Origin of the sequence: Porphyrobacter sp. GA68 (genome assembly GCF_022605525.1) — a bacterium.
In the GTDB taxonomy this organism is placed as follows: domain Bacteria; phylum Pseudomonadota; class Alphaproteobacteria; order Sphingomonadales; family Sphingomonadaceae; genus Qipengyuania_B.
On record NZ_JAKQYJ010000002.1, the window covers coordinates 221,751 to 246,386 of the forward strand.

Genomic DNA, 24,636 nt, shown 5'->3' on the forward strand with positions numbered 1-24,636 from the left:
GGAACATTCCTCGTGCCTGACCGCTGATTCAGCGGTGGGACACTCAGGAAAGGGTAAGGGTTATGGCTGACCGGAACCAGAGCGATATCTACCAGGAATTCAACAACTGCGTGAACATGGCTCCCAAGGAGCTTGAGGAGTGGCTGGCAACCGACCGGTCGAAATCGGTCGGCGATACCAACACGCCCGGCGGAGATGGCGGGGAAAGCACCGGTCACAAGATGGGTCGGCGCATTGTCGAACTGAAGCGCACCGCCAAGGCGGACCTGGAAGACGCCGACTTTGATGCCATGAACAAGGTTGTCGGTTATGTGCACCGGCATAGTGCGCAGCGGCCGGATGGCGATGTGAGCCAGACCAATTGGCGCTACAGCCTGATGAACTGGGGTCACGACCCATGCAGGAAGTAGCCGCTCACACGAAGTTCGGTCATTTCCTGCTGGCGCAAGACAATGGAGTGTACGAACAGGCGCTGTCCGAGATCCGCGACGGGGAAAAGCGGGGGCATTGGATGTGGTTCATCTTCCCTCAGGTTTCTGGCCTGGGTCGCAGTGCGATGGCGAAGAAATTCGCCTTGCACGGTCTCAAGGACGCACAGGCCTATTGCGCGCATGAGGTGCTCGGCGATCGTCTGTACGAAGCGACCGAAGCGATGATGGATTGGGCCGGCACGGTGTCCGCGCGCAGCCTGCTGGGAGAAGTGGACGCGATGAAGTTTCGCAGTTCCATGACCCTGTTCGAACTAGCCTGCGACGACAACTCTCCTTTCGCCGAGGCACTGGAAGCGTTCTACGGTGGTGAGCGCGACGAAGAAACGCTGAAGCGGCTGGCGCTCTGATCGGACCGAGGTTGATCTAGCGGATCAAGCGCAGCCTTCGCCTGAGCGCGTCGTGCGCTCGCAAGTCGGCGTTCCCCACCTCGTTCGCTACGCCGCGCGTGCTGCCAGGACAAAATCCCGCGCAGCCATGAACTCGATCCGGCGTCTCGCGCGCCGCGACTCCGCCTCCGCTTCACGGCCCCACAGTTCGGCCTGCCACTCTTCCTCTAGAGCGGCGGCAGCCCACAGGGCGGCTGCATCGGCACCCGGTTCCGCCACCTCCAGCGCAACGGTGAGCGAGGCGGCAAGGGATGCCAGCGTCTCCAGACCCGCCAGCGCGAACGCGTTCCATTCCAACAGCTGCGTCTTGAGGGCGGCCAGCGTAGCGGCTGGTTGCGGGCGATGCATCACGCCGCTGACCCGCACCAGCCGCGATCCCGTCCGTTGTTCGAAACGGGTGAGGATCGGTTCCCACACGTCCATCTGACGACGGTGGAGCGGCTCTTCCGGATCGGCGCGGAAGCACAGGGTATCCGTGTCGATGAAGCGCATCAGGCGGTCGGCGGCGGCGCCCCGGTCCGGCGTCACCCGGTCGATGGCGTAATCCGCCAGCGCGCGGGCGGGGAAACCTGAGAGGTCGATTGCCTCGCCCTGCCGGGACCACTCCTGCGCCAGCAGATCGGCCAGCGTGCGGGTTGGCAGCGTCTGCGGCAACCCTTCCCCCTGAGTCCTGATCTGGCGCCCATCCAGCGCGACGGCGTAGCCACCCTCCACCCGCTCGACGGTGACACTGCGATAGAAGCGCTTCACCTGCTTTTCCATCGGCGCGACAGAAGCACGGGAACGGCGAAGAACGAGAACGCGCCCAGCAGCAGCAGCGGCGTGCCTATGTCCGGTCGGTTCCACCCGCGTTCTGCCAAGGCATATGCGCCCGCCAGCACGGCGCAGAGCGCCGCCAGTCGGCACGCCTGCATGATCCAGAAACGCCGGGCGGCTATCCGGTCGTCAGTCATGCAGCAATCGCTCCAGTTGAGCCGCGTCATGCGCGGTTGCCGCCGCGCCCGCCTCGCGCAGATCTTCAGGCGCATGATATCCCCAGGACACGCCGATCGCCCGCACTCCGGCAGAGCGGGCCATTGCCATGTCGAACACGGTGTCGCCGATCATTACCGCCTCGTCTGCGGCGACGCCCGCTTCGTCCAGCGCTGCCTGGAGCATCGCGGGGTCGGGTTTGGATGGATGGCGATCGGCGGTCTGCAAGGTCGTGAAATGGTTCGACAGTCCGTGCGCGGCAAGGCAGGCCGCAAGGCCACGGTCGCTTTTCCCCGTTGCGACACCGAGCAGCCAATCGTTTCCCCGCAACCGGTCCAGCAGGTCGGCGACACCGTCATACAGTGGTTCGGCGACGCAGCCCTGTTCACGCGCGGTGCGGAAAGCGTTCTTGTATTCGTCGACAATGGCCGCCCGGTGCTCTCCGGGCAAGTCCGGTGCCAGCGCGAACACGGCCTGCGGCAGGCTGAGACCGACGATCCGGCGTATCGCGGAGCGATGGGGCACCGCTGCACCGCTGGCGGCAAAGGCCTGTTCCATAGCGGCGCATACGGCGGCCAGTCCGTCGACCAGCGTGCCATCGCAATCGAATACGGCGAGACGCCTCACGGGGCGAACGCCCGCATCAGCGCGGCGAGGGCGGGCGAACCGTTCGCCTCCAGCGCGGCGATGACCTGTTCCCGATCGGCCAGGCTCTTGTTCTGCGACAGCTTGAAAGTTGGCCGCCAGGCGGCGATCTCCAGTTCGAAGCCCGTGATCCCGCGCGCCAGCTGGCGCCAGTATCCGGGCGCGACATCATCGGTCCGCCACGGCTCGCCAGCCGCTATGCGAGCTTCGTGGCGCTGACCGATGCCAGCCAGCAGCGCCTCGGTTCCTTCCTGCTCCATGCGGCGAACCCGGCCTTCCAGCTCCACGGCAACATAGTTCCAGGTCGGCACCTGCCCGGGTCGCGTGTACCAGCGCGGGCTGATATAGGCGTCCGGGCCGTTGACCACGGCCAGTGCCGTCGTTCCTGCCAGATGCCGAGCGAGCGCATTGCCGTTCGCCAGATGGAACTGCACCGCGCCATCTCCGGTCGACACCAGCGGCGTGTGGGCCACGCGCGGTCCGTCCGGCGTGCCGGCGAAGATCATGCCGAAGCCGACTTCTTCGACCAGCGCCTCCATCACAGCGCGATCAGGCATCCGAAACGCCGGATCGGGGTGCATTACGTGCGGCCCCCGCGCGGGCTGGCCTTGCGCGCATCCCCGCGGGATCGGCGCGCGGGCCTCGTCTTGCGCACCTGCTTGGCGTGGGCCTTGGCCGCCTGCTTCTTTGCCGCCGCCGTACGCGGCGGTGGCGAGAAGCTGACCGGTTCCGCCGAGCTGGCTCCGAGGTCGAAGCCCAGCTGCTCCATTGAGGCGGCGAAGTGTTCGGGCAGGTCAGCGGTGACGTCGATCTTGGCTCCTTCCGGCGCGTCGATAATCAGACGGCGAGCGTGAAGGTGCATCTTGCGGCTGATGCTGCCCGTCAGAAACGCGTCCTGCCCGCCGTATTTGCCGTCGCCGACGATGGGGTGGCCGAGGGCGGCGCAGTGGACACGCAGCTGATGTGTGCGTCCGGTCAGCGGCTCCAGTTCCAGCCAGGCGGCACGGTTGCCCGCGCGGTCCACCACCCGGTAACGGGTGCGTGCCGGCTGGCCGCCCGCCTTATCGATATGCATCTTCTCGCCGCCCGTGCCCGGCTGTTTGGCAAGCGGGGCATCGATCGTCCCTTCTGCCACCTGCGGCACGCCGACCACCAGTGCCCAGTAAACCTTGCGCGCGCTGCGGCCGGAAAAGCGTTTGGAAAAGAACGCCGCGCTGCCCGGTGTGCGGGCGATCAGAAGGACGCCGGACGTGTCCTTGTCCAGCCGGTGGACGAGGCGCGGGCGGGGCACCTCGCCGTCAACGAACGCATCGAGCAGCCGGTCCACATGCTGGCGCGTCCCGGTGCCGCCCTGCGTCGCCAGGCCGGGCGGCTTGTTGAGCACGATTGCCGAACTGGTGGTGCGGATCACCATCTCGGCGGCCGTCTCGCGATCTTCCGCGCTCAATTCCGGCGGCGCGCGACGCGGCGCGGGGGCGCCGCCAGGCGGCACCCGCACGACCTGGCCTGCCGACAGCCGTTCGTCGACGCCGGCACGCTTGCCATCTATTCGCACCTGCCCGGTGCGAACCCAGCGCGAAATGGTGGCAAAGCCGACCTGCGGGAGGTGCCGCTTGAACCAGCGATCCAGGCGCACGCCATCATCGTCCGCGGCGACCGTGAACTGGCGGACCTGATTTTCGTCACTCATGCCATGCCCCTTGCCAGCCAGATACCTGCCCACAGGGCCAGCAGACCGCCCCCAAGCGATGCAAAGGCGTAGGCAAGGGCAAGGCCGATCAAGCCTTTCTCGATCAGCAGCCAGAGCTCAAGGCTGAAGGTGGAGAAGGTCGTGAACCCGCCAAGCAGACCCACGCCGATGCACAGCCGCCAGAATTGCTCGTCTCCCGCCTGCTTCATCAACCAGCCGCTCAGGACACCCATGAGCAGGCTGCCAACGACGTTCACCAGCAGCGTGGGCACAGGCACTCCGGTCAAGGCAGGACCATACCAGCGCAATACGGTTGCGCCTAACAGCCAACGCAGAACGGCGCCCATGGCGCCGCCCGCCGCAACCTGCACAACGGCGAGAAATGTGAGCGGAACCGGCATAGAGCTAGGTCCGTAGCGTCACCGCGCCGTCAATGCCAGCATTGCGTCCCCCGCGCCGCTTGCCTTTGTCGGCAATTTGCGATAGGCCAGCTCGCAAGGGACCGATCCGTTCGCGGATGCGGCGCTTTTTTCGTGTTTGGCAGGCGCGTTCATCCTTTGCTGTGCAGGGATGGCGGCGCGAGGTTTTCAAAAGGTTCGTAGATTTTATGCAGATCACCGTTCGCGATAACAATGTTGAACAGGCTCTCCGCGCCCTGAAGAAGAAGTTGCAGCGGGAGGGCGTGTATCGCGAAATGAAGCTGCGTCGCCACTACGAAAAGCCCAGCGAGAAGCGCGCCCGCGACAAGGCAGCTGCCGTTCGCCGCGCCCGCAAGATGGACCGCAAGCGCGCCGAACGCGACGGCATCAAGGTCTGAATCTGTACAGGGCGCGGACCTGGCCCGTCGCGGCGGCAGCGGCTAGGAATGCGCTTGACTGTTGCCCGCGGCAGGCGGGCTGCCGGGACGGGCGCCTGGCGCCTGTTTAGTTCACCGAGGCTTCTGCATGACTGAAATCACCCGCGTGCCCCTGCAGCCGATTGCCAAAGGTTCGCTGCTGAAGCTGTGGCTGGCGATCGCCGCCGCCGTTCTGCTGGCCGCCGGTATCGCATGGGCCACCGTGCCGCGCGGGGTGAGTGTCGAGACGCTGGCCGCAGGGACCGGCGACAGCCCGACCGAAGATGACGTCGTGTTTGTTCGCTACACCGGCAAGCTTGCCGCAACAGGGGAAGTGTTCGATCAATCGCAGGATCTCGCCCTGCCGGTGCAGGGGGTGTTTCCCGAAGGCGTGCCGCTGCCGCTGCAGAACATGATCCCCGGTTTCCGCGAAGGCTTGCTGCAGATGCGCAAGGGCGGCCGGTATCTGGTCGAGATCCCGTCCGATCTGGCATACGGGGCGGAGCCGCAGCCCGGCTCTCCGATCCCGCCCAACGCGGATCTGGTGTTCGAGGTCGAGTTGATCGACTTCATGTCCACGGCCGACTTCGAACAGCGGCTCGCCGTGCTGCGCCAACTTCTTGGCGGACAGCAGGGGCAGAACGGCGCGCCATCGGCACCGCCCGCTCCTTGAGCGGCCAAACTGCGGAACCGCGCGACGGCGGTCAGACGGGCCGCTTATGGTTAATGTGCGGGTAAGTTGTTCCTGCTTGAAACGCTGCTGAAACGCCGCTGGCGCTCGGACCCGCAGAACGTCATCGCAAACCCCGACGTTGCTCACGCAGAACTCCTCTGCGGCAACCTGGGGATCCACTATGAGACAGCATCTGAAGACGATCTTTGCGGCCGCGCTTGCATCAATGGCGCTGGCGGCGACCTCGGCCAGCGCGGCCGTGACCATCAACCTGACCGGCAATTCGGCCACCAGCGGCAGCTACGGCAATGTCCGCACCTTCAGCGGATCGGGCGATGGCCAGACCATCACCGTCAGCGCGTCGGCGTGGTCGGCACAGGGTAGCACGATCACCAGCGCGTATCTGGGATCGTACAGCAACGGTCTTGGCGTGACCAACCGTTCCGAGGGCAACGGCGGCAGCAACTCGCACACCATCGACAACGCCGGTCAACTCGATTTCGTCATCCTTCAGTTCGATCGGCCCGTGGATCTGCTGTCAGCCTATCTGAACAAGTACGGCGATACCGATGCAAGCTTCATGGCGCTCAGGTCAATGCCCAGCGGTTCATTGCTGACCCTGTCGCAGTTCCAGAGCAGCATTGCCGCCGCGACCCACAGCTTCGGCGGCACCACCAGCCGCCTTGCGCTGGAAGGTACAACCGTCATTTCCAACATCTGGGCCGTGTCAGCCTTGGCGACGGGCACGGACACGAACGACTCGTTCAAGCTGCGTTATGTGCAGGTCAATGCGGCTCCGGCGGTGCCGGAACCGGCGACATGGGCCATGATGCTGCTCGGCTTCTTCGGTATCGGGGCGGCAATGCGTGGCAGGCGCAGCGGGGAGCCGGCGGCGCTGACCTTCGCCTGATCTTTGGCAATATTCCGGCGCCCGGTTGAAACCCGACCGCGGCGCAGCTAACGCCGCGGACCATGTCGATAACCGTAGAAACAGTGGCCCGCATCGCCTCGCTCGCGCGCGTTCGCATGAGCGAGGCGGAGCTGGCTCGCATGGCGCCGGAACTGTCCGGCATTCTCGACTGGGTCGAACAACTGGAAGAGGTGGATACCTCGTCCGTGGAACCCATGGCGGCAGTGATCCCGAACCATCTGCGTCTGCGCGAGGATGTGGTCGATGCCGATCCTCTGACCGGCGGCGGACAGAGGGACGCCGTTCTGGCCAATGCACCCATGGCAGAGCATGGCTTCTTTGCGGTGCCCAAGGTGATCGAATGATGGCCGATCTGACCGACCTGGGCGTGAAGGCCATCCGCGACGGAGTCGCCAGCGGCGATTTCACCGCGCGTGAAGTGGCTGAAGCTTTCAACGCTGCCGTTGCAGGCGCCGCGGCACTGAACAGCTTCATCGTCACGACACCCGACCGGGCTTTGCAGGCGGCAGAGGCTGTCGACGCCGATCGCAGCGCCGGCAAGCCGCTGGGCCGCTTGGCGGGCGTGCCGATCGGAATGAAGGACCTGTTCTGCACCGATGGGGTGCAGACCACGGCCGCCAGCCACATCCTCGAAGGGTTTATCCCCCGGTACGAGAGCACCGTGTCGCGCAAGCTGTGGGAAGCAGGCTGCGGAATGCTGGGCAAGCTCAACCTTGACCAGTTCGCCATGGGCTCATCCAACGAAACCAGCTACTTCGGCAATGTGACGTCCCCTTGGCGCAAGGCGGACGGAGCCAATACCGGCATGTCGCCCGGTGGGTCGTCAGGCGGTTCGTCGGCGGCGGTCGCGGCGCGCATTGCTCCGGCGGCAACCGGCACCGATACGGGCGGTTCGATCCGGCAGCCCGCCGCATTTACCGGCATCTGCGGGATCAAGCCTACCTATGGGCGGTGCAGCCGGTGGGGCGTCGTCGCCTTCGCCAGCTCGCTCGACCAGGCGGGACCGATGGCGCGTTCGGTCGAGGATTGCGCGCTGATGCTCGAAGCGATGGCCGGGTTCGATCCCAAGGACGCGACCAGCCTCGATCTGCCGGTACCCGACTGGTCGGCGGCGCTGGACGCGGATCTGCGCGGCAAGAAGGTCGGCATTCCCCGCGAATACCGGATGGACGGCACCGATGCAGAAATCCTGGAGCAGTGGGAACGCGGCAAGCAATGGTTGCGGGACGCGGGCGCTGAAATCGTCGACATCAGCCTGCCGCACACCAAATATGCGCTGCCCGCTTATTACATCATCGCTCCGGCGGAAGCCTCCTCCAATCTCGCCCGGTACGACGGGGTCCGCTACGGCCTGCGCGACCTGCCCGAGCGCGGCGGGCTGCAGGACATGTATGCGCAAACCCGCGCGGCGGGCTTTGGTGACGAGGTCAAGCGACGCGTGCTGATCGGCACCTATGTGTTGTCGGCCGGTTTCTACGACGCCTATTACACGCAGGCGCAAAAGGTCCGCGCTCTCGTGGCGCGCGATTTCGAGCAGGCGTGGACTCAGTGCGACGTGATCCTGGCGCCGACCACACCGACCGCGAGCTTCCCCCTCGGCTCGCTAAGCGACGACCCGCTGACGATGTATCTGAACGATGTGTTTGCGGTTCCCGCGTCGCTGGCGGGGCTACCCGCGATGAGCGTGCCGAGCGGGCTGAACGGCGAAGGGCTGCCGCTGGGCCTGCAGCTGATCGGGAGGCCGCTGGGCGAGCAGGGCGTGCTGAACGCGGCCCTTGCCATTGAACAGCGCGCCAAATTCGCGGCGCGGCCGGATCGGTGGTGGTAGTGCGCAGAAGCGGCGGCCGGCTTGAGCAAGCCGCCTTTTCTGGCGTTGCTACCGCTGGATGAGTGTGCGCGCCGCTGTCCGGAGGCGATGGTTCGCGCCACTGGCCGTGCGACCGACCGGGCCCATGCGCACCACCGGATGGGACAGGCTCGCGTAATGCGCCTGGAAGACGGCGAAGTGATCGTACGCGATGCTCGGTTGTAATCCTTCCGCCCGGTAGTCGATCATCCGGTGCGGATGCGCGTGCCTGATCGGCGCGATGGCCAGGGTGTAGGCAATCGGCCCGGTTGTCCGCAGCACGCCGTTGCGACCCACGGAGTGCCACGGCCGGTAGCCGAGGATGTTGCGGGTAATGCGTTCAATCGCGGCCGCGCTGAAGGGGTGCTGCGGGGCTGCGATAATATGGAAAGTCTGGTATTCCCCGCCCACAACGTGCTTGAGGTCGCGGTGCAGCCCGAAACCTTCATGGGCGTCACCGGTTCTGTTGTCCGTCCATTGCGACAGCAGGTACGTGTCGTCGGGCTTGATGATGTCATTGAGCGGGCGGTCGGCGAAGCTCTTGATGTCGAGGTAAACGCCGCCGAGACGGTAGATGATGAGGTGCCGCAGGTAGTCCGCCCGCGCCGCGCCGTATCTCCGGTCGATAGCGAGAAACGCATTCAGGGTGCGAGGGTCGTAATGGGTTTCTATGAAATTCAGGGCGGCCGCTTCGTCATACAGAAAATGCCGCCAATCCGGGTTGGCCGCCTTCAGCGATGCAATATTGTCCAACAAAACCGGGGGCGGATTTCCGGACAGGTAAATTTGATGAATGAGGCGAGGAATCATAGATTCGCGCTTTGTCGAAAATTCATCGACAGGACAGAGGTTTAACTACGCGCGTACAGGACTTTTCTGACCCTGTGTCAATGAGAGGCAGGTTACGGTGGTGAAGCCTTGATCGTCGATTACCCAGCCTGTCCTAGTTTGAGATCGAGCAGGGCCCTTCACGATCTTTCCTGCCGCCGCGGCGGACGCGATCTGCCGGTCTCTCGCCCTCCTGGAGGTTACGACAGCCCTTTTCAGCCACAACCTTTACCCCTATCGCGGCAACCCATGACCAACTACCGCATCCAGGGCTCGACCGGTGAATGGGAGGTCGTTATCGGCCTCGAAGTTCATGCGCAGGTTACTTCCAACGCCAAGCTGTTCTCGTCCGCGTCCACCGCTTTCGGGGCGGAGCCGAACACGCAGGTTTCACTGATCGACGCGGCGATGCCCGGCATGCTGCCGGTGCCGAACCGCGAATGCATCCGGCAGGCGGTACGCACCGGTATGGCGGTCGAGGCGCAGATCAACCGGTGGAGCCGGTTCGATCGCAAGAACTATTTCTATGCCGACCTTCCGCAGGGCTACCAGATCAGCCAGCTCTACCACCCGCTGGTCGGAGAAGGGCAGCTCACCATCGACACCGATGAAAAGGCGGGCATTCCGCAGGACAAGCGCATCGGGATAGAGCGTATCCATGTGGAACAGGATGCGGGCAAGCTGATGCACGATCAGCATCCCACGATGTCCTATGTCGATTTGAACCGTTCGGGCGTTGCCCTGATGGAGATCGTCAGCCGCCCGGACATGACTTCGCCGGCCGAAGCGGGCGCCTATGTCCGCAAGCTGCGCGCCATCCTGCGCTATGTCGGATCGTGCGATGGCAACATGGAAGAAGGGTCCATGCGCGCGGATGTAAACGTGTCGGTCCGGCGCCCCGGAGAGCCGCTTGGCACCCGGACCGAGACGAAGAACGTGAACTCCGTGCGCTTCGTCATGCAGGCGATCGAGCATGAGGCACGCCGGCAGGTGGAGGTGATCGAGGATGGCGGACAGGTGGTGCAGGAAACCCGCCTGTTCGATCCCGGCACCGGCACCACACGGTCCATGCGCAGCAAGGAGGATGCGCACGATTACCGCTACTTCCCCGATCCCGACCTTCTGCCGCTGGAGCTGGACGACGCGTTTCTGGACGAATGCCGCGCCAGCCTGCCGGAACTGCCCGACACCAAGCGGCGGCGCTATACCGAGGAACTGGGTCTTACCCCATACAACGCCCGCGAACTGACCGCCGAGGTGGAAACCTTTGCCCGCTTCGAAACGCTGCTGCGGCGGACGGCGGAACGGCTGGGCAAATCGGAACGGGACGTCGCGACACAGGTGGCTAACTGGGCGCTGTCGATCGCGCCCGGGGTGATCAATGCTGCCGGGCCGGATGCTGATCCGGCGCACGCGACCGCAGACGCGCAGGCGGAAATCCTGAGCCTTCAGGCGGCCGGAGAGATCAGCGGTGGCCAGGCGAAAGAGATATTCGAGATTGTCCTCAAGACGGGCCGTGCGGCGGCCGAGATCGCCGAAACCGAAGGGCTGAAGCAGCTGTCCGACACCGGCGCCATCGCGGCGGCGGTGGATCAGGTGCTGGCCGCCAATCCGGACAAGGTTGCCGAATATCGCGGTGGCAAGGACAAGCTGTTCGGCTTCTTCGTGGGTCAGACGATGAAGGCGCTGAAAGGGCAGGGCAACCCGGCGGTGGTAAACGAACTGTTGCGGGACCGGCTGGACCAGAATGCCTGATTAAGCATCTTGCGAGACTAACCCTTCAGACCTGCTACCCTAAGGAAGCTCCTGATCGAGAGGGGTTTTCATGCGATTGTCGACCATCGTGCTGCCACTGGCGGCCCTGTGCCTTGCCGTGCCTGCCTATGCGGACACGCTGAACAACGAGGCAATTGTCCAGCTGGTCGGGGTAGGGCTGGGGGACGAGGCGATCATCGCCAAGATCGAGAGCGCGCCGGCGAACTTCCGCACGGGGACCGGGGATCTGATCGCGCTGAAGCGGGCCGGTGTCTCCAGCGTCGTAATCGCCGCGATGATCGAGGCTGCCGCGAAAGCGCAGACCGCTGCAGCCACGACCATGTCCGCCGACAGCCCCGATCCGCTGGTCCCGCACCCGACCGGCGTCTATGTCCTCGCCGACTGGCTGGCAGAGCCCAGGATGGTGGCAATCGATGCAACCACCAGCAACCAGACCAAGACCAGCGGCTTTCTGGAATACGCCCTCACCAGCGGGCTTGCCCCGATGAGTTTCAAGGCGGTCATTCCAAACGAACGGGCGCGGGTTCGGATGGACCGCCAGCGGCCGGTGTTCTATTTCTATTTCGATGAGGCAACCGCTTCGCTGTCCCATCGCGCCGGGGCGAGTTTCTGGAACGCGGGCGCGGTAACCTCCCCGGCAGAGTTCAGCCTGGTCGCCTTCAGGGTCAAGTCCAACCGCCGCGAGGCCAAGGTCGGGCAATTCAACATGGCCGGCGCCAAGGCAGGGGTGATGGAGAAGGACCAGATACCCTTCGACTACGAACGGATCAGCGCAGGCGTGTTCAAGGTGGTGCCCCAGCGCGACCTGCCGCCCGGAGAATACGGTTTCATCTATTCGACCTCGACCGGAAGCGGGCCCGGAATGGCGGGAATGGGTGCGACAACCTCGCGCATCTTCGACTTCTCGATCGGGAGCTGACCCTGTCCGGCGGAACGGCTGGGCGCGAAAAAGGCCGCTGGGGTTTGCCCAGCGGCCTTTTTGTGTTCAGTCGGGTTGCCGGGGTTCAGCCCTTGCGCTCTCCGGTAAGCGGCATGTCGCCGAACGCGCCGGCGTTGACCTTGCCGGTCAGCTGATCGCCGTTGACGGTCGCTTCGCAGTTGAGCGTCATCGGCATCGGCACGGTCATGTCCATCTTCCAGTTCAGCGTGTCGCCGTTGATGGTGCCATCCTTGACGTCCATGGAACCCATGCCGCCCGCCATGCTGCCCGTGAAGCTATTGCCGTCATCTCCGGGGACCACAGTGAAGGTGCCCTTCTGATCGCCCATCGGGCTTTTCACGACGGTATCGTAAGTTCCGGCTACAGACATTGTCATCTCCTCAGGTTTGATTGTCAGCAGCCAATCGCGGCTGTGAACAGTTGTGTCAATTCCCGCTGTCGATGCTGTTCATTTCGCGTACTTCAACCGGCAGCCCGAGCTGTTCCAGTTGCGGTGCCACGACGCGCGCGTCGCCAACCACCACCCACGTGATTGCCTCCGGGTTGATGGCCGCGCGTGCCGCCGCGTCCAGCGATTGCGGAGTTTGCGCGCGGTAGCGATCCGCCAGCGTCTCGTAGTAATTGGTCGGACGCCCGAACAATGCATTCGCCTGCATCGCGCTGAGGATTGCGGAGGACGTCTCGAACTGGCCGGGCAATTCGCCGATACCGGCGGTGACGATCCGGTCACGCTCCTCCTGCGTGAGGCCGCGGGTAGTCACGAATTCGCGCGTTTCGCGGATCAGTTCCGCCAGCGCGTCGCCGGTCCGGTCCGCCTGCACCGGCGCGCTGATGTTATAGGCGACCGCGTTTTCCCGCGTGGCCGGCGCCCCGCGAACGCCGTAGGACCAGCCTTTAGTTTCGCGCAGGTTCATGTTGAGCCGGGCGAGGAAATTGCCGCCTAGCGCGTTGTTGGCGTTCTGGAAGTCGACGAATGCCGCATCCTGCGCGCGTGCGCCGGTCAGAACTCCGCCAAGGATGTAGGACTGCGGCGAATTCGGCCGGTTTACCAGTACCACGCGGCTGGCGCTTGCTGCCGATGCCGTCGCGCCGAACTGCTTGACGCCCCGCGGCACCGCTGGCGCCTGCCAATCGCCCAGCGTCTCGTTCAGCACGGGCAGGACCTCCGCCAGCGGGCGGTCCGACACGATGAACATCTCGGCATTGTCCGGCCGGATCCAGCTTTGCTTGAAGCCGACGAGGTCATCCCGGTCGATGGACTGGAGAGATGCCACGGTCCCACTGGCCGACCCGCCATAGGGAGATTCGCTGCCATAGATCAGCGGGGTGAGAACCCGCGCAGCGATGCTGGCCGGTGTGCGCAGTTCCTGTTGCACCCCGGTAATGGCCTGGGTCCGCACCCGTTCGATCTCCGCCGGGTCGAACGCCGGGTTGCGGATGATGTCGGCCAGCAGGTCGAGGGAAGGTTCCAGATTGGGCGTCAGAGCGGAAAGGGTGAATGTGGACCGGTCCACCCCGCCGCTCGCCGATATGTCCGCGCCCAGCCGCTCACGCGCCTCTGCGATCTGCTGGGACGACAGGCTTGTGGTGCCTTCGTCAAACACCGCCAGCGCCAGCGATTGAAGGCCGCGCTGGTCGACCGGATCGGCTGCCGATCCGGCGTTGAACGAGATAGCTACCCGGGTAGAGGGAACCGCACCAACCTGTGCGAAATGCACCCGCATACCGTTAGCGAGCTGTGTCTGCTGCACGTCCGGGAAATCGAGCGGCCTTCCTTCTGTAATCGGCGGAGCGGGCCGGACCTTGGTCACCTGAAGCTCGCTGTTCTCGCCGGCCTGTGGCTGCTGTCCGCCCGCGCTGACAGATGCGGCTTCCTCGTATTCGCCCTCGCGTTCGCCCGGTTCGAGCTGCAGGGTCAGGGCAGGGCGAGTCATCCATTTCTGCATGGCGGTGCGCACATCCGCCGGGGTGAGGCGGGCGAGCACCTCAAGCTGCCGGCGATAGAAAGCGGCGTCGCCGGCCAGAACTTCGCCATTGGCCAGCGTTACCGCCTTGCCGCCGAAGCCGCCGACCTGCTCAAGACCGCGGATCGTGCCAGCAACGGCCACGGTGGCGGCGCGGCGGACCTCGTCCTCGGTCGGACCCTCGGCGATGAACTGCTGCACCACTTCGTTCATCCGCTGCTCGACAGTGGCCGCCTCCACGCCTGGGCGCACCGTCGCGCCCACGGTCAGCAGGCCGACCCGCTGGAACGCGAAATTGCCGGCCGATACGCCCACCGCCAGCTTCTCGTCCCGGACCAGTGTGTTGTCGAGACGGCTGGAGGACAGTCCGCCAAGGATTTCGGCCCCGACGGTGAGCGCCGTCAGTTCGGCATCGGTAATGCCGGGTGCGGTCCAGTAACGCGAAATGTTGGTGGCGGCCACCTGATCCCGCATGACGGTGCGCACTTCGGCGGACAGTGTCGGTACATCGGCCTCCGCCGGGTTGTTCACCGGTCCGCGGGCAATGGGTCCGAAGTATTTCTCGACCAGCGGCCGGGCCTCTGCCGGGCTGATGTCGCCCGCCAGAACCAGGGTGGCGTTGTTGGGGCCATAATTGTCGCGGAACCAGTTGCGCACATCCTCCAGCGAGGCGGCGTCGAGATCGGCCATCGAGCCGATCGGTGTGTGCCCGTAAGGGTGGCCGTCAGGAAACAGGGTGTTCACGATCTCGTAGAAGACGAGGCCGCCCGGCTGATTGTCGCTCTGCCGCTTCTCGTTCTGCACCACGCCTCGCTGGTTATCCAGCTTCTCCTGCGTGATGGCACCCAGCAGATACCCCATCCGGTCGCTTTCCAGCCACAACGCCTTTTCCAGCGCGTTGCGCGGCACAGTCTGGAAGTAATTGGTGCGGTCGAAATTGGTGGTGCCGTTGTAATCGGTGGCACCCATCTGCTGCAAATATTCGAAATAGTCGTTTGGCGCATTCTCGCTGCCGTTGAACATCAGGTGTTCGAACAGGTGGGCAAAGCCGGTCTTGCCCTGAGGTTCGTCCTTGGACCCGACATTGTACCACACGGCCACCCCGACGATCGGAGCCTTGCGGTCTTCATGGACGATGACGGTCAGGCCGTTGTCCAGCTGGAACCTTTGATGCGGGATCTGGACTTCGCGAACCAGCTGCGCCAGCGGTGCTGCGCCTTGTCCAACCTCGGCCGCCGCGGGAGCGGTCAACGGGGCGGGCCGCTCCATCGTGGTGGCGCAGGCGGTCAGAGACAGGGCCAGCACGCTGGTCATTGCGGGGCGAAGCTTCATGTATTTAGTCCTCTCGTCTTTCGTGCGATTGTTACCGGCATTACTATCAGGCAAGTAGTTGTTGCAACACATGTTCAGCCGGCTGCGGCGGGCGCATTACCGGGGCGCGTTCGCAACGACCTGACGGGAGGCGGCGTTCGCCAGGACGTCTTCGCGCCAGAACCGGACCGGCTTCAACCGGTGCTGGACGAACAGCGTGGACTGGTCTGCGAAATGCATGGAACGGGGGCGGGTGGTCGCCGCACCGAAGGGCTGGACAGAGCGGGACGAGACGCGCTGCCCCGGCTGCCATTCGACCCACTGGATGAAGCTGTCGCCGTGCCGCACGGCGAGACGGCCATCGGCATCGACGTCCCACATGGTCGCAGCGCGCAGCGTGTCGGACCCGCCGTCAAATGGCAGATCGACGCTGTTCGGCCCCGGCCCCTGCCGCAGCCGCAGCAGTTCGCTCATGGGTGGGTCCAGGCGGTTGAAGTGTGTCTTGAGGTGATGGACAGCGGCCGCCAGTTCCGCCCGGGGATCAGGTTGCTCGATCCGGTTCTGATACTGCGCGGACATCCATTCGCGCAGGAGCAGGAGTGACAAAGCATCCGCCCGCCCGACGTTGTCGGAGGTGAAGTCCCACCGGTTCAGCAGGCGTCTGGCGCGGGCCAGTTCCGGGTCGTCCGACAGGTCAAGCGCGTTGATCTGGTTGAACATGTGCGCGACGTAGCCGACGCGTTCGTAGCCGGTATCGTACTTAATCTCCTCCAGCCGCCGCCGGTCGATCCGGCCCGATTGCTCAAGCAAGCGGGCTGCACGATACGCGCGGTTGGTCATGGTCAGCTCGATGCCCATCTCCGGCGGAAAGTTGCCCGGGTCGAGGTCGCTGCCGCGTCCTGCGGCGGAATACGGCTGGTTGTTCGCGTTATACAGCCAGCCGGACGCCGGATTGACGATCCGGGGCAGGCGGTCGTACGCCACTGGCCCGCGCCAGATCAAAGCTGCGGAGTTGCCCGGCAGGACGCCTCGCCAATTCGCCGCGGGCGCGCGATCGGGAATAGCCGCGTTGTAAACAAAGGCGATGTTGCCTTGCCGGTCGCCATAGATGAAGTTTGTTGACGGGATGTCCATCCGCGCCAGCACCGCCTCCCATTGTGCAAGCGTACGCGCCTTGTTCAGCCGGTAATAGGCGTCCAGCTGCCCCAGCCTGCCGATCCCCGCGTAGCGAATGGCGAATGCGCCCTGCGCGTTCCTGATTACGGGGCCGTGCACGCTGCGATGGATCGTGCGCGGGATCGGCAACGTTATCGGCCCGAACCGGACGGGCAGGATCACCGTTCGACTTTGCAGCGGCAGCCATCGGCCGTCGAGGCGGTAGCGCGTTCCGCTGCTGTCCAGTTCCAGCCGATAGACATCGATCAGATCAGCCCGGTTGACCGTATTGGTCCAGCCCAGGTCGCGATTGTGGCCGAGGAAGGGAAAGGGGCTGCCGGGGAAGTTCGCACCGGCGAAATGCCAGCCTTCGCCGCTTTCCACCACCAGTTCGTACCAGGCGACGCCGCCGCGCCAGGGTTGGTGCGAATTGGATACGAGAATGGTCGGCCCGCCGCTCTTGCCCGGTGTCACGGCAAAGGCGTTGGACCCGGACAATGCGCCGTCCTCGCCCTGAGGGAGCGGCGGCCGGCGCGAGCTTGGCGGCGCGCCTCGTTGCGGGGCCATGATCGCGGGCGCGTCGCCCGGAAAGCTGGCGGGCTGGCCGGGGATTGCCGGCCCGAATTCGGGCCGCAGCGGTTCGCCTTCGACCAGCGGGCCGATTACCGCGTCAAGGCCGAAGAAGAACGGTTGGCGCAGGGCGAAACCGGCGGCCACATCCACGCCGTTGACCGGGAACAGCCGGGCCAGCTTGACCTCGCCGGGGTGGGCGGCGGCGTACTGGTTCAGCCCGGCGGCATAGGCATGGAAAAGCGCCTGAGTATCGGCGGGCAGTTTGGCAAATTCCCGTTCTGCGGTGCCGCGGGCATCAAGCAGGTGGAACACGTAGTCCACCCTGGCGCCCTCCGCTCCGGCAATCGCGCCATACCTGCCCTTGGACATGGCAACGACATCCTGCAGGGTGAAGAAATCATCCTGCGCGTGGGCCACCGCCACGCCATAGGCGACATCGGCATCGGTCCGGCCGTAGATGTGGGGAACGCCAAACTCGTCCCGGATGATCTCGGCACGGTAGGTTCGGGCCGGCGGCGGGACGGTCGCGCCGGCAGCGAACGGTTCCCAAGTCGCAACCAGGATGAACGCCGCGAACGCGACGGCTATCGTTCCGAAGCCCAGACTGCCCTTCCACCCCATAGCGCATCCCCGCCCTTCTTGTGGCGTGATAATGAGCCTGAGAACGCAAACCAACAGGCGCACACAGTAAAGTGTTGGCAAACGGCGTCCGCTTCGCGAGACACATTCAGAAGAAGGCTTGTGTTGCTAAAAAGCAACATCATATGAGCGCAAACGTTCGACAGGGGTAACAACCATGAATCTGGAAAAGTTCACCGATCGCGCCAAGGGCTTTCTGCAGGCGGCGCAGACCGTCGCCATTCGCATGAACCATCAGCGGATCACGCCGGCACACTTGCTGAAGGCGATGATCGAGGATGCCGAAGGAATGGCGTCCGGGCTGATCGCCCGCGCGGGCGGCAATCCGCGCCAGGTGGAGGATGGCGTGGACGCAGCTCTCGCCAAGATACCGGCTGTGTCGGGCAGCGGGGCGCAGCAGACGCCGGGGCTGGACAATGACGCCGTGCGCGTGCTGGATCAGGCGGAGCAGGTCGCCACCAAGTCGGGCGACGCCTATGTCACGGTTGAACGGCTGCTGGTCGCCTTGGCGCTGGCCACCACGACGTCTGCTGGGCAGGCGCTCAAGGCGGCGGGTGTGGACGCCAAGGCGCTGGAGAACGCCATCCGCGAACTGCGCAAGGGCAAGAGCGCGGACAGCGCCAACGCCGAACAGGCTTATGACGCGATGAAGCGGTATGCCCGCGATCTGACCGAAGCGGCGCGCGCGGGCAAGCTTGACCCTGTGATCGGCCGTGACGAGGAAATTCGCCGCACGGTGCAGATCCTTGCGCGGCGCACCAAGAACAACCCCGCGCTGATTGGCGAGCCGGGGACCGGCAAGACCGCCATCGCCGAAGGGCTGGCGCTGCGTATCGCCAATGGCGACGTGCCCGACAGCCTGAAGGATCGCACGCTGATGGCGCTCGACATGGGCGCACTGATTGCCGGCGCCAAGTACCGTGGCGAGTTCGAGGAGCGGCTGAAGGCGGTGCTGGACGAGGTGAAGGGCGCGGAAGGCGACATCATCCTGTTCATCGACGAAATGCACACCCTGATCGGCGCCGGCGCTTCGGAAGGGTCGATGGATGCGTCCAACCTGTTGAAGCCGGCACTGTCGCGCGGCGAACTGCATTGCATCGGCGCCACCACGCTCGACGAATACCAGAAGTACATCGAGAAGGACCCGGCATTGCAGCGCCGGTTCCAGCCGGTATACATCGACGAGCCGAGCGTGGAGGACACGATTTCCATCCTGCGCGGCATCAAGGACAAGTACGAACTGCACCACGGGGTGCGCATCACGGATGGCGCGATTGTGGCGGCCGCCCAGCTGTCGAACCGCTACATCCAGAACCGCTTTCTACCGGACAAGGCGATCGACCTGATGGACGAGGCCGCCAGCCGCATCCGCATGGAGGTGGAAAGCAAGCCGGAGGAGATCGAGACGCTGGACCGGCGGATCATCCAGTTGAAGATCGAAGAGCAGGCATTGCAGAAGGAAAGCGACCAGGCGTCGAAGGACCGCTTGGCGACGTTGCGTACGGACCTCGCCAATCTTGAACAGCAGTCGGCCGAGCTGACTACCCGGTGGCAGGGCGAGCGCGACAAGATCCATGCCGAGAGCCGGCTGAAGGAGGAACTGGATCAGGCGCGGCTGGAGCTGGAGCAGGCGCAGCGCGCAGGCGATCTCGCCCGCGCAGGAGAGCTGCAATATGGCCGCATCCCGGACCTTGAACGGCAGTTGGGCGAGGCGTCGGGCCAGGCCGCGAACGCGATGCTGCGCGAAGAGGTGACGGAAGACGACATCGCCGGCGTGGTCAGCCGCTGGACCGGCATTCCCGTCGACCGGATGATGGCGGGGGAGCGGGAAAAGCTGCTCGCCATGGAGGAGACGCTGGGCAAGCGGGTCATCGGGCAGGAACAGGCGGTGTCCGCTGTGTCAAAGGCCGTGCGCCGCGCCCGCGCCGGCCTGCAGGATCCCAACCGGCCGCTTGGCTCGTTCCTGTTCCTCGGGCCCACGGGTGTCGGCAAGACCGAACTGACCAAAGCGCTGGCCGGATTCCTGTTCGACGACGACAATGCGATGGTGCGTATCGACATGTCCGAGTTCATGGAGAAGCACGCCGTCGCCCGGCTGATCGGTGCGCCTCCGGGCTATGTCGGGTACGAGGAAGGCGGTGTGCTGACCGAGGCGGTGCGGCGGCGCCCTTACCAGGTCGTGCTGTTCGACGAGGTGGAGAAGGCCCATTCCGACGTGTTCAACGTGCTGCTGCAGGTGCTCGACGACGGGCGGCTGACCGATGGGCAGGGCAGGGTGGTGGACTTCACCAACACGCTTATCATCCTGACATCCAACCTCGGCAGCCAGTACCTCGCGCAAATGACGGATGAACAGAGCGTCACCGATGTGGAGCCGCAGGTGATGGAGGTGGTGCGCGGCCACTTCCGTCCCGAGTTCCTGAACCGGCTGGACGAGATCATCCTGTTCCACCGGCTGAGCCAGGCGCACATGGCGCCGATCGTCGACCTGCAGGTTGCACGGGTCCAGCGGCTGCTGAAGGACCGGAAGATCACGCTGGACCTGACGGACGCGGCCAAGCGGTGGCTGGGGCGGGTCGGCTATGACCCGGTGTATGGCGCCCGGCCGCTGAAGCGTGCGGTGCAGCGCTATGTGCAGGACCCCCTGGCCGAGAAGCTGCTGCAGGGCGAGGTGCCCGACGGCAGCACCGTGCGTGTGGACGAAGGCGACGGCGCGCTGGAGATGTCGGTGGGCTGATGCCGGCTAGAACGGCTTGTTGGGGGGGGTTCCGCCATCATCCAGAAACAAGAAGGGCTCCGGTTTCCCGGAGCCCTTTTGTTTGCGTCATTGCCTTGGGGTCAGAAGTTAACGACCGCACCGGCATAGAAGTAGCGGCCGACGTTCGGGTAGATCCCGCTTCCGGCACCGCGGCCGTCAAGCGGCGAAGGCGGCAGCTGGTCAAGCACGTTGTCCACGCCTGCATAGAACCGGAAGTTCGTCCCTTCGGGTTCGAAGCCGAACCGCAGGTTATGGTACAGGATATCCGGATACCGGGTGAACGGGAACGCGTCCGGATTCTCCGGTGGGCGGCCCTGGTGCGAGAATTGGGTTTCCCAAGTCCCCACGGTCATGCGGCTGATGAACCGTGCATTGTAGCTGAGGTCGAATTCACCCAGGTCGAATGTGGTGAAGATGCTGGCGGCCCATTCAGGCAGACCCAGCGTTCCGTTCAGACGGGTGGACCGCTCAGGATCGGTGATGAAGGTGAAGTCTTCACGTTCCAGGTTGCGGGTGACCAGCGCCCGTGCATTCAAGCGAACGCCGTCCGCGATGTCACCAACATACCCGACTTCAACGTCGATCCCCTTGGCCTTCAACTTGGCGTAGTTGAACGGCTGGTTGATGAACGATGGACCGATGATCGGGATGTTGATCTGGTCGATGCCGGCGAACGTACGGTTTTGCTGCCCAGCGAAGGTGAAGTCGGTCAGCGGATCGCCCGTGCGACGACGGAACACGGCCGCGCAGAACGGATTATCGAGTCCTACCGGATCGTCATAGCAGCGGTTGATGATCGCCTGCGGTGCGATCCCGCTGATCACTTCCTTGACCGTGATGTCATAATAGTCGGCAGAGACAGAGAACCCGGACAGGAACGACGGCTGATACACGAAGCCGACGGTGTAGCTGTCACTCTTTTCGGGAGTGAGGTTGGGGTTGCCCTGGTTGAACCCGGAAATCCCCGACGCAGGCGTGTTCGTCCATGGGCGCGTTTCTCCCGCGACCACAATGGTCGTCGGGATGCCGGCGGCGGCGCAGTTGCGAGCCCGGTTGGGGTTCTCGTTGATCACTGTCTGGTTACAGGGGTCAATGAGACCGTTCAGGAACGTTTCCGATTGGGTGGAGAACAGGTTACCGATGTTCGGGGCGCGAACCGACCGGGCATAGGCGGCGCGGATGCGCAGGTCGGAAACCGGCGACCAGATCAGACCGCCATTGTACGCCCAGATCAGATCATCCTGAGTATTGTAGTCGGAGACACGCACGGCGCCTTCCAGCGTCAGTTCGTTGAAGAACGGAACGTCGGAGAGGATCGGGACGCGAAGCTCCCCGAACGCTTCCCGGATCTTCTGCGCCGGCGGATCGAACGCGCCAATCGCGTTCAGGAAGCTCTGCCCGCTGACCGTAAAGTCGTCATAGGCGGAGAATGCATCTTCGCGCCGGTATTCCCCACCTATGGCAAAGCCGATGGGGCCGCCCGGCAGTTCGAACAGGCCGGTCGTGTCGCCGGAAATAAACGCGGTTGCGTTGATCTGCTCGGCCCACTGATCACGTGAGGAAACCGCGAGGACGTAGTCACGCGCCGCCTGCGAAGCGTTGTTGAAACCGAACGGATTGAGCGGAGCGCAATTCGGGTCGGCCGTCGCCGGATTGAGGTTGATCCGGCACACGATGTTGCCGTTTGCGTCCCGTACCGCATCGGTCGCCGCGTTGTAGCGCGCGATGTTGATGTTGCCCCCGGTGTCGTAGAACGTTTCGGACCGGCCGTAGTTGAACGCGACCTCGTAACGCAGATTGCCGGTATCGGACAGAGACCCTCCTACACCTCCGACGATCCGCCACAGTTCACGACGGTGATCTTCGGAACGGGTGCCGAGGTCGTAGTTGAAGCGGAACGAGTTGAACGTCTGGCTTCCGTTCACCACTGCCGCGGCCGCCGGATCGAGCCCGTTGATCGCGATGATCTGATCACGCGCCTGCGGGGTCAGGAACGCGTTGTCGAGGCGGAAGCTAGAGCGCAGCACACCGGTCGAGAAGGTCGGCTGCGTTGACTGCTGAATGGCGTCGATCCGGACGTACTTGGCCTCCAGGAATGGCTGGAATGCAGTGCCCAGATCGGCATTCAGCAGGATGTTGAACGCATACCGTTCAAGCTCCGGACGCAGTTGCGCTTCCTCAAGCCCGGTTGAGCCGAGGCCGCCGATGACGCCGCCGCCAACCGGGCGCAGATCGCCGGTCGGAACGCTGCGGACCAGGAATTGGCCGGTGGGGTCAAAGGACCAGAAGTGGTTCACGCCGCCACCCGTCGGGGTGAAGCTGTTGGGGACAAGCCGCCCCTGCGGATCGCGTGTCACCGAGGCGCAGCTGAGTTGCAGGCGTTGTTCGTGGCGTGCGCGAGCGGCCGGCGACAGCGCGTCGTATTGGGCGTTGGTCAGATACGGGCAGGTGGTCTGCACCATGCCGTTCTCGTTCAGCTGCGGGAACCGGAAGCCGTCCAGCAGGGTGGTGTTGGAAATCCCGTTGTTGTTCCGGTTGGGAACGGGCGTCGTGGTCCGCGTGAGCGGGTTGTAGGTGGTCGTCGGCTCGGTCGTGGTGAAGTTCGGGAAACCCGACAGAGCACCGGTGAAGCTGTCCCGCTCGCGCGAGAGCAGTTGATCCTGGCGATCCCACTCTGCCGAAAAGGCGACATTCAGGCGGTTGTCGAAAAGATTGCGACCCGCGGTGATGCTCGCGAAGTATCCGGCGGCGTCTCCTTCATCCGACAGGCCTGCCTGACCACGGATGCGGATGCCGTCGAAGTCGCGGCGCAGGACGAAGTTGACCACGCCCGCGATGGCGTCCGATCCGTACACGGCGGAATTACCGCCAGTGACGATGTCGACGCGTTCCAGCAGATCGGAGGGGATGGTGTTGGTGTCGACGTCATAGGTGCCCGGCTGCGAAGTCACGTGGCGGCGGCCGTTCACCAGAACCAGCGTGCGCGACGAGCCGAGGTCGCGCAGATCGAGCGTGTTGATCCCGGCCGTGCCGATGAAGCGGGTCGAGTTGGCCTGCGTAAAGGCCGAGCCGAGCGACGGCAGTTCGGCCAGCGCGTCACCGATGTTGGTAGTGCCGCGCTCGGTGACGTCCTGGGCGGTGACCGACGCGATGGGTACTGTGGAGGTCAGGTTAGGGCGCGCAATACGCGATCCGGTCACCACAATGGCTTCGGAAAGGGCGGTCGAGGTGTCGACCGACGTTTCAACGGGTTCGTCCGTGCCCTGCTGACCGGCAGGTGCCTGCACAGTCTGCGCCAGTCCGGGTACTGCGACTGCGAGTGCGGCGACACCCGCGCCGGTAAACAACGCAGCGCGCGCGGCCGCAGTGGCGGAAAACGTCTTCATATCCTCTAGTCCCCTTGAGATAAGCCGAAAGCTTGGGGCGGGTTAAAGCGCACCTGCGGCTCCCGAAGCAAGGCATGAAGCCCAGATGAATGAAAAAAGCTTGGATTTGTTGGCAAACCGTCACTCAAATGCAACAATGTGGGCCGGCGGGCGATCAGGCCTGTCTTCCCTACGGTGATGGAGGTCGATACAGTTCGGGGCGTGACTGATGCTGCCCTCTGTTTCCTCCACACATGCCGCGCAGCCGAATGGCGCGCCGCAATTGTACTGCCTCTGGACCGTGTAACATGCGGTCCAAGTGTTCTGCGTCGCGGGCGGAAGGATTAGTGGATGCAGCTTGATATAGATGTGGAAGGCTGGCCCACGGGGACGGACTGGGCTGATCTGGCCTGGCGCGCGCTGGAGGTCGCCCAGGAGGTAGAGCCGCTGCTGCGCAATGAACGCCTGTCGGCCAGCCTCTTGTACACTGTTGACGAGGAGGTGCGGACGCTGAACCGTGAATGGCGGGTCAAGGACCGCCCTACAAACGTGCTCTCCTTTCCGATGATGAGCCGCGCGGAACTGGCCGCGCTGTCACCTGACGGCGGGCCGGAGTTGCTGGGCGATATCGCGCTCGCGGCGGAGACTTGCGCGCGAGAAGCGGCGGAGAAGGGCGTGCCGCTGGAACACCATGCGGCACATCTGCTGGTTCATGGCCTCCTTCACCTGGCCGGGCACGACCACGCTGACGACGCGCAGGCGGCCGCCATGGAGCAGCTGGAGGTGAAGGCGCTTGCAAAATTGGGCATCGCTGACCCATATCAGGAACAGCATCACTGAGGAGCGCGTTAGCAGGGC

Annotated in this window: 22 protein-coding genes; 11 read left to right on the plus strand and 11 right to left on the minus strand. The window is 64.5% G+C overall.

The window, feature by feature from the left end:
- Positions 1-62: 62 nt before the first annotated feature.
- Both LHJ54_RS08800 and LHJ54_RS08805 read left to right on the plus strand, forming a co-directional pair.
- Positions 63-410, plus strand: a complete 348-nt coding sequence (locus LHJ54_RS08800) for a DUF3140 domain-containing protein (RefSeq protein ID WP_228243516.1) — start codon at positions 63-65, stop codon at positions 408-410.
- The gene (locus tag LHJ54_RS08805; RefSeq protein ID WP_228243517.1) at positions 398-838 is read left to right on the plus strand and encodes a DUF1810 domain-containing protein; all 441 of its coding nucleotides are present in this window, start codon (positions 398-400) and stop codon (positions 836-838) included. Before LHJ54_RS08800 ends, LHJ54_RS08805 begins: the two co-directional genes overlap by 13 nt.
- Before the next feature lie 87 nt (positions 839-925).
- Here LHJ54_RS08805 and LHJ54_RS08810 read toward each other — a convergent pair whose 3' ends face one another.
- Genes LHJ54_RS08810 through crcB form a run of 6 tightly spaced genes read right to left on the minus strand, consistent with a single transcriptional unit; the run spans position 926 to position 4,585 of the window.
- Positions 926-1,627, minus strand: coding sequence for an ATP12 family protein (locus LHJ54_RS08810; protein WP_228243518.1), 702 nt, complete (start codon positions 1,625-1,627; stop codon positions 926-928).
- Positions 1,624-1,830, minus strand: coding sequence for a hypothetical protein (locus LHJ54_RS08815; RefSeq protein WP_228243519.1), 207 nt, complete (start codon positions 1,828-1,830; stop codon positions 1,624-1,626). The genes LHJ54_RS08810 and LHJ54_RS08815 overlap by 4 nt, the downstream gene beginning before the upstream one ends.
- Positions 1,823-2,476: an HAD-IA family hydrolase gene (locus LHJ54_RS08820; RefSeq protein WP_228243520.1), complete on the minus strand. Its 654-nt coding sequence runs from the start codon at positions 2,474-2,476 to the stop codon at positions 1,823-1,825. The genes LHJ54_RS08815 and LHJ54_RS08820 overlap by 8 nt, the downstream gene beginning before the upstream one ends.
- Positions 2,473-3,075 carry an FMN-binding negative transcriptional regulator gene (locus LHJ54_RS08825; RefSeq protein ID WP_228243521.1) on the minus strand — a complete coding sequence of 201 codons (603 nt, stop codon included), beginning with the start codon at positions 3,073-3,075 and terminating at the stop codon, positions 2,473-2,475. Before LHJ54_RS08825 ends, LHJ54_RS08820 begins: the two co-directional genes overlap by 4 nt.
- Complete coding sequence (locus tag LHJ54_RS08830; protein WP_228243522.1) at positions 3,075-4,184, minus strand: RluA family pseudouridine synthase; 1,110 nt, start codon at positions 4,182-4,184, stop codon at positions 3,075-3,077. Before LHJ54_RS08830 ends, LHJ54_RS08825 begins: the two co-directional genes overlap by 1 nt.
- Positions 4,181-4,585, minus strand: coding sequence for a fluoride efflux transporter CrcB (gene crcB / locus LHJ54_RS08835; RefSeq protein WP_228243523.1), 405 nt, complete (start codon positions 4,583-4,585; stop codon positions 4,181-4,183). The genes LHJ54_RS08830 and crcB overlap by 4 nt, the downstream gene beginning before the upstream one ends.
- Before the next feature lie 206 nt (positions 4,586-4,791).
- Between crcB and rpsU the strand changes: the two genes are divergently transcribed.
- From rpsU to gatA, 5 genes are all read left to right on the plus strand, one after another.
- Positions 4,792-5,001 (plus strand): 30S ribosomal protein S21, encoded by a 210-nt coding sequence (rpsU, locus tag LHJ54_RS08840; RefSeq protein WP_228243524.1) that lies wholly within the window; start codon positions 4,792-4,794, stop codon positions 4,999-5,001.
- 127 nt (positions 5,002-5,128) lie between these two features.
- A complete protein-coding gene (locus LHJ54_RS08845; RefSeq protein ID WP_228243525.1) occupies positions 5,129-5,692 on the plus strand; it encodes an FKBP-type peptidyl-prolyl cis-trans isomerase in 564 nt (187 codons plus the stop codon).
- Between the two features lie 181 nt (positions 5,693-5,873).
- Positions 5,874-6,602, plus strand: a complete 729-nt coding sequence (locus tag LHJ54_RS08850; protein WP_228243526.1) for a PEPxxWA-CTERM sorting domain-containing protein — start codon at positions 5,874-5,876, stop codon at positions 6,600-6,602.
- Positions 6,603-6,664: 62 nt separating this feature from the next.
- Complete coding sequence (gatC, locus tag LHJ54_RS08855) at positions 6,665-6,967, plus strand: Asp-tRNA(Asn)/Glu-tRNA(Gln) amidotransferase subunit GatC (RefSeq protein WP_228243527.1); 303 nt, start codon at positions 6,665-6,667, stop codon at positions 6,965-6,967.
- Positions 6,967-8,451, plus strand: coding sequence for an Asp-tRNA(Asn)/Glu-tRNA(Gln) amidotransferase subunit GatA (gene gatA, locus LHJ54_RS08860; RefSeq protein WP_228244340.1), 1,485 nt, complete (start codon positions 6,967-6,969; stop codon positions 8,449-8,451). The genes gatC and gatA overlap by 1 nt, the downstream gene beginning before the upstream one ends.
- A gap of 48 nt (positions 8,452-8,499) precedes the next feature.
- On the opposite strand, the gene LHJ54_RS08865 is transcribed toward gatA, so the two are convergent.
- A complete protein-coding gene (locus LHJ54_RS08865) occupies positions 8,500-9,222 on the minus strand; it encodes a glycosyltransferase family 32 protein (protein ID WP_228243528.1) in 723 nt (240 codons plus the stop codon).
- A 324-nt stretch (positions 9,223-9,546) separates the two neighbouring features.
- On the opposite strand from LHJ54_RS08865, the gene gatB reads away from it, so the two are divergent.
- Positions 9,547-11,052, plus strand: coding sequence for an Asp-tRNA(Asn)/Glu-tRNA(Gln) amidotransferase subunit GatB (gene gatB / locus LHJ54_RS08870; protein ID WP_228243529.1), 1,506 nt, complete (start codon positions 9,547-9,549; stop codon positions 11,050-11,052).
- A 70-nt stretch (positions 11,053-11,122) separates the two neighbouring features.
- Positions 11,123-11,992 carry a hypothetical protein gene (locus LHJ54_RS08875; RefSeq protein WP_228243530.1) on the plus strand — a complete coding sequence of 290 codons (870 nt, stop codon included), beginning with the start codon at positions 11,123-11,125 and terminating at the stop codon, positions 11,990-11,992.
- Between the two features lie 85 nt (positions 11,993-12,077).
- Here LHJ54_RS08875 and LHJ54_RS08880 read toward each other — a convergent pair whose 3' ends face one another.
- The 3 genes from LHJ54_RS08880 to LHJ54_RS08890 form a co-directional block, all read right to left on the minus strand.
- Entirely contained in the window at positions 12,078-12,383 is a 306-nt protein-coding gene (locus tag LHJ54_RS08880) for a hypothetical protein (RefSeq protein WP_228244341.1), read from the minus strand.
- Between the two features lie 55 nt (positions 12,384-12,438).
- Positions 12,439-15,309, minus strand: coding sequence for a pitrilysin family protein (locus tag LHJ54_RS08885; RefSeq protein WP_228243531.1), 2,871 nt, complete (start codon positions 15,307-15,309; stop codon positions 12,439-12,441).
- A 96-nt stretch (positions 15,310-15,405) separates the two neighbouring features.
- Positions 15,406-17,637, minus strand: a complete 2,232-nt coding sequence (locus LHJ54_RS08890; RefSeq protein WP_228243532.1) for an acylase — start codon at positions 17,635-17,637, stop codon at positions 15,406-15,408.
- A 175-nt stretch (positions 17,638-17,812) separates the two neighbouring features.
- Here LHJ54_RS08890 and clpB point away from each other — a divergent pair, with 175 nt between their 5' ends.
- Positions 17,813-20,392, plus strand: a complete 2,580-nt coding sequence (gene clpB, locus LHJ54_RS08895) for an ATP-dependent chaperone ClpB (protein ID WP_228243533.1) — start codon at positions 17,813-17,815, stop codon at positions 20,390-20,392.
- 101 nt (positions 20,393-20,493) lie between these two features.
- Here the strand turns inward: clpB and LHJ54_RS08900 are convergent, their stop codons facing one another.
- Positions 20,494-23,799 (minus strand): TonB-dependent receptor domain-containing protein, encoded by a 3,306-nt coding sequence (locus LHJ54_RS08900; protein ID WP_228243534.1) that lies wholly within the window; start codon positions 23,797-23,799, stop codon positions 20,494-20,496.
- A 330-nt stretch (positions 23,800-24,129) separates the two neighbouring features.
- Between LHJ54_RS08900 and ybeY the strand changes: the two genes are divergently transcribed.
- Positions 24,130-24,618 (plus strand): rRNA maturation RNase YbeY, encoded by a 489-nt coding sequence (gene ybeY, locus LHJ54_RS08905; RefSeq protein ID WP_228243535.1) that lies wholly within the window; start codon positions 24,130-24,132, stop codon positions 24,616-24,618.
- Positions 24,619-24,636 lie beyond the last annotated feature (18 nt).

What these genes read in the sequence shown, in the direction of transcription:
- LHJ54_RS08825 (WP_228243521.1), bottom strand. Translation starts at nt 3,075, where the DNA reads ATGCACCCCGATCCGGCGTTTCGGATGCCTGATCGCGCTGTGATGGAG.
- ybeY (WP_228243535.1), top strand. Translation starts at nt 24,130, where the DNA reads ATGCAGCTTGATATAGATGTGGAAGGCTGGCCCACGGGGACGGACTGG.
- gatA (WP_228244340.1), top strand. Translation starts at nt 6,967, where the DNA reads ATGGCCGATCTGACCGACCTGGGCGTGAAGGCCATCCGCGACGGAGTC.
- rpsU (WP_228243524.1), top strand. Translation starts at nt 4,792, where the DNA reads ATGCAGATCACCGTTCGCGATAACAATGTTGAACAGGCTCTCCGCGCC.
- LHJ54_RS08890 (WP_228243532.1), bottom strand. Translation starts at nt 17,637, where the DNA reads ATGGGGTGGAAGGGCAGTCTGGGCTTCGGAACGATAGCCGTCGCGTTC.
- gatC (WP_228243527.1), top strand. Translation starts at nt 6,665, where the DNA reads ATGTCGATAACCGTAGAAACAGTGGCCCGCATCGCCTCGCTCGCGCGC.
- LHJ54_RS08885 (WP_228243531.1), bottom strand. Translation starts at nt 15,309, where the DNA reads ATGAAGCTTCGCCCCGCAATGACCAGCGTGCTGGCCCTGTCTCTGACC.
- LHJ54_RS08880 (WP_228244341.1), bottom strand. Translation starts at nt 12,383, where the DNA reads ATGTCTGTAGCCGGAACTTACGATACCGTCGTGAAAAGCCCGATGGGC.
- crcB (WP_228243523.1), bottom strand. Translation starts at nt 4,585, where the DNA reads ATGCCGGTTCCGCTCACATTTCTCGCCGTTGTGCAGGTTGCGGCGGGC.
- LHJ54_RS08805 (WP_228243517.1), top strand. Translation starts at nt 398, where the DNA reads ATGCAGGAAGTAGCCGCTCACACGAAGTTCGGTCATTTCCTGCTGGCG.
- LHJ54_RS08845 (WP_228243525.1), top strand. Translation starts at nt 5,129, where the DNA reads ATGACTGAAATCACCCGCGTGCCCCTGCAGCCGATTGCCAAAGGTTCG.
- LHJ54_RS08815 (WP_228243519.1), bottom strand. Translation starts at nt 1,830, where the DNA reads ATGACTGACGACCGGATAGCCGCCCGGCGTTTCTGGATCATGCAGGCG.
- gatB (WP_228243529.1), top strand. Translation starts at nt 9,547, where the DNA reads ATGACCAACTACCGCATCCAGGGCTCGACCGGTGAATGGGAGGTCGTT.
- LHJ54_RS08900 (WP_228243534.1), bottom strand. Translation starts at nt 23,799, where the DNA reads ATGAAGACGTTTTCCGCCACTGCGGCCGCGCGCGCTGCGTTGTTTACC.
- clpB (WP_228243533.1), top strand. Translation starts at nt 17,813, where the DNA reads ATGAATCTGGAAAAGTTCACCGATCGCGCCAAGGGCTTTCTGCAGGCG.
- LHJ54_RS08875 (WP_228243530.1), top strand. Translation starts at nt 11,123, where the DNA reads ATGCGATTGTCGACCATCGTGCTGCCACTGGCGGCCCTGTGCCTTGCC.
- LHJ54_RS08800 (WP_228243516.1), top strand. Translation starts at nt 63, where the DNA reads ATGGCTGACCGGAACCAGAGCGATATCTACCAGGAATTCAACAACTGC.
- LHJ54_RS08850 (WP_228243526.1), top strand. Translation starts at nt 5,874, where the DNA reads ATGAGACAGCATCTGAAGACGATCTTTGCGGCCGCGCTTGCATCAATG.
- LHJ54_RS08830 (WP_228243522.1), bottom strand. Translation starts at nt 4,184, where the DNA reads ATGAGTGACGAAAATCAGGTCCGCCAGTTCACGGTCGCCGCGGACGAT.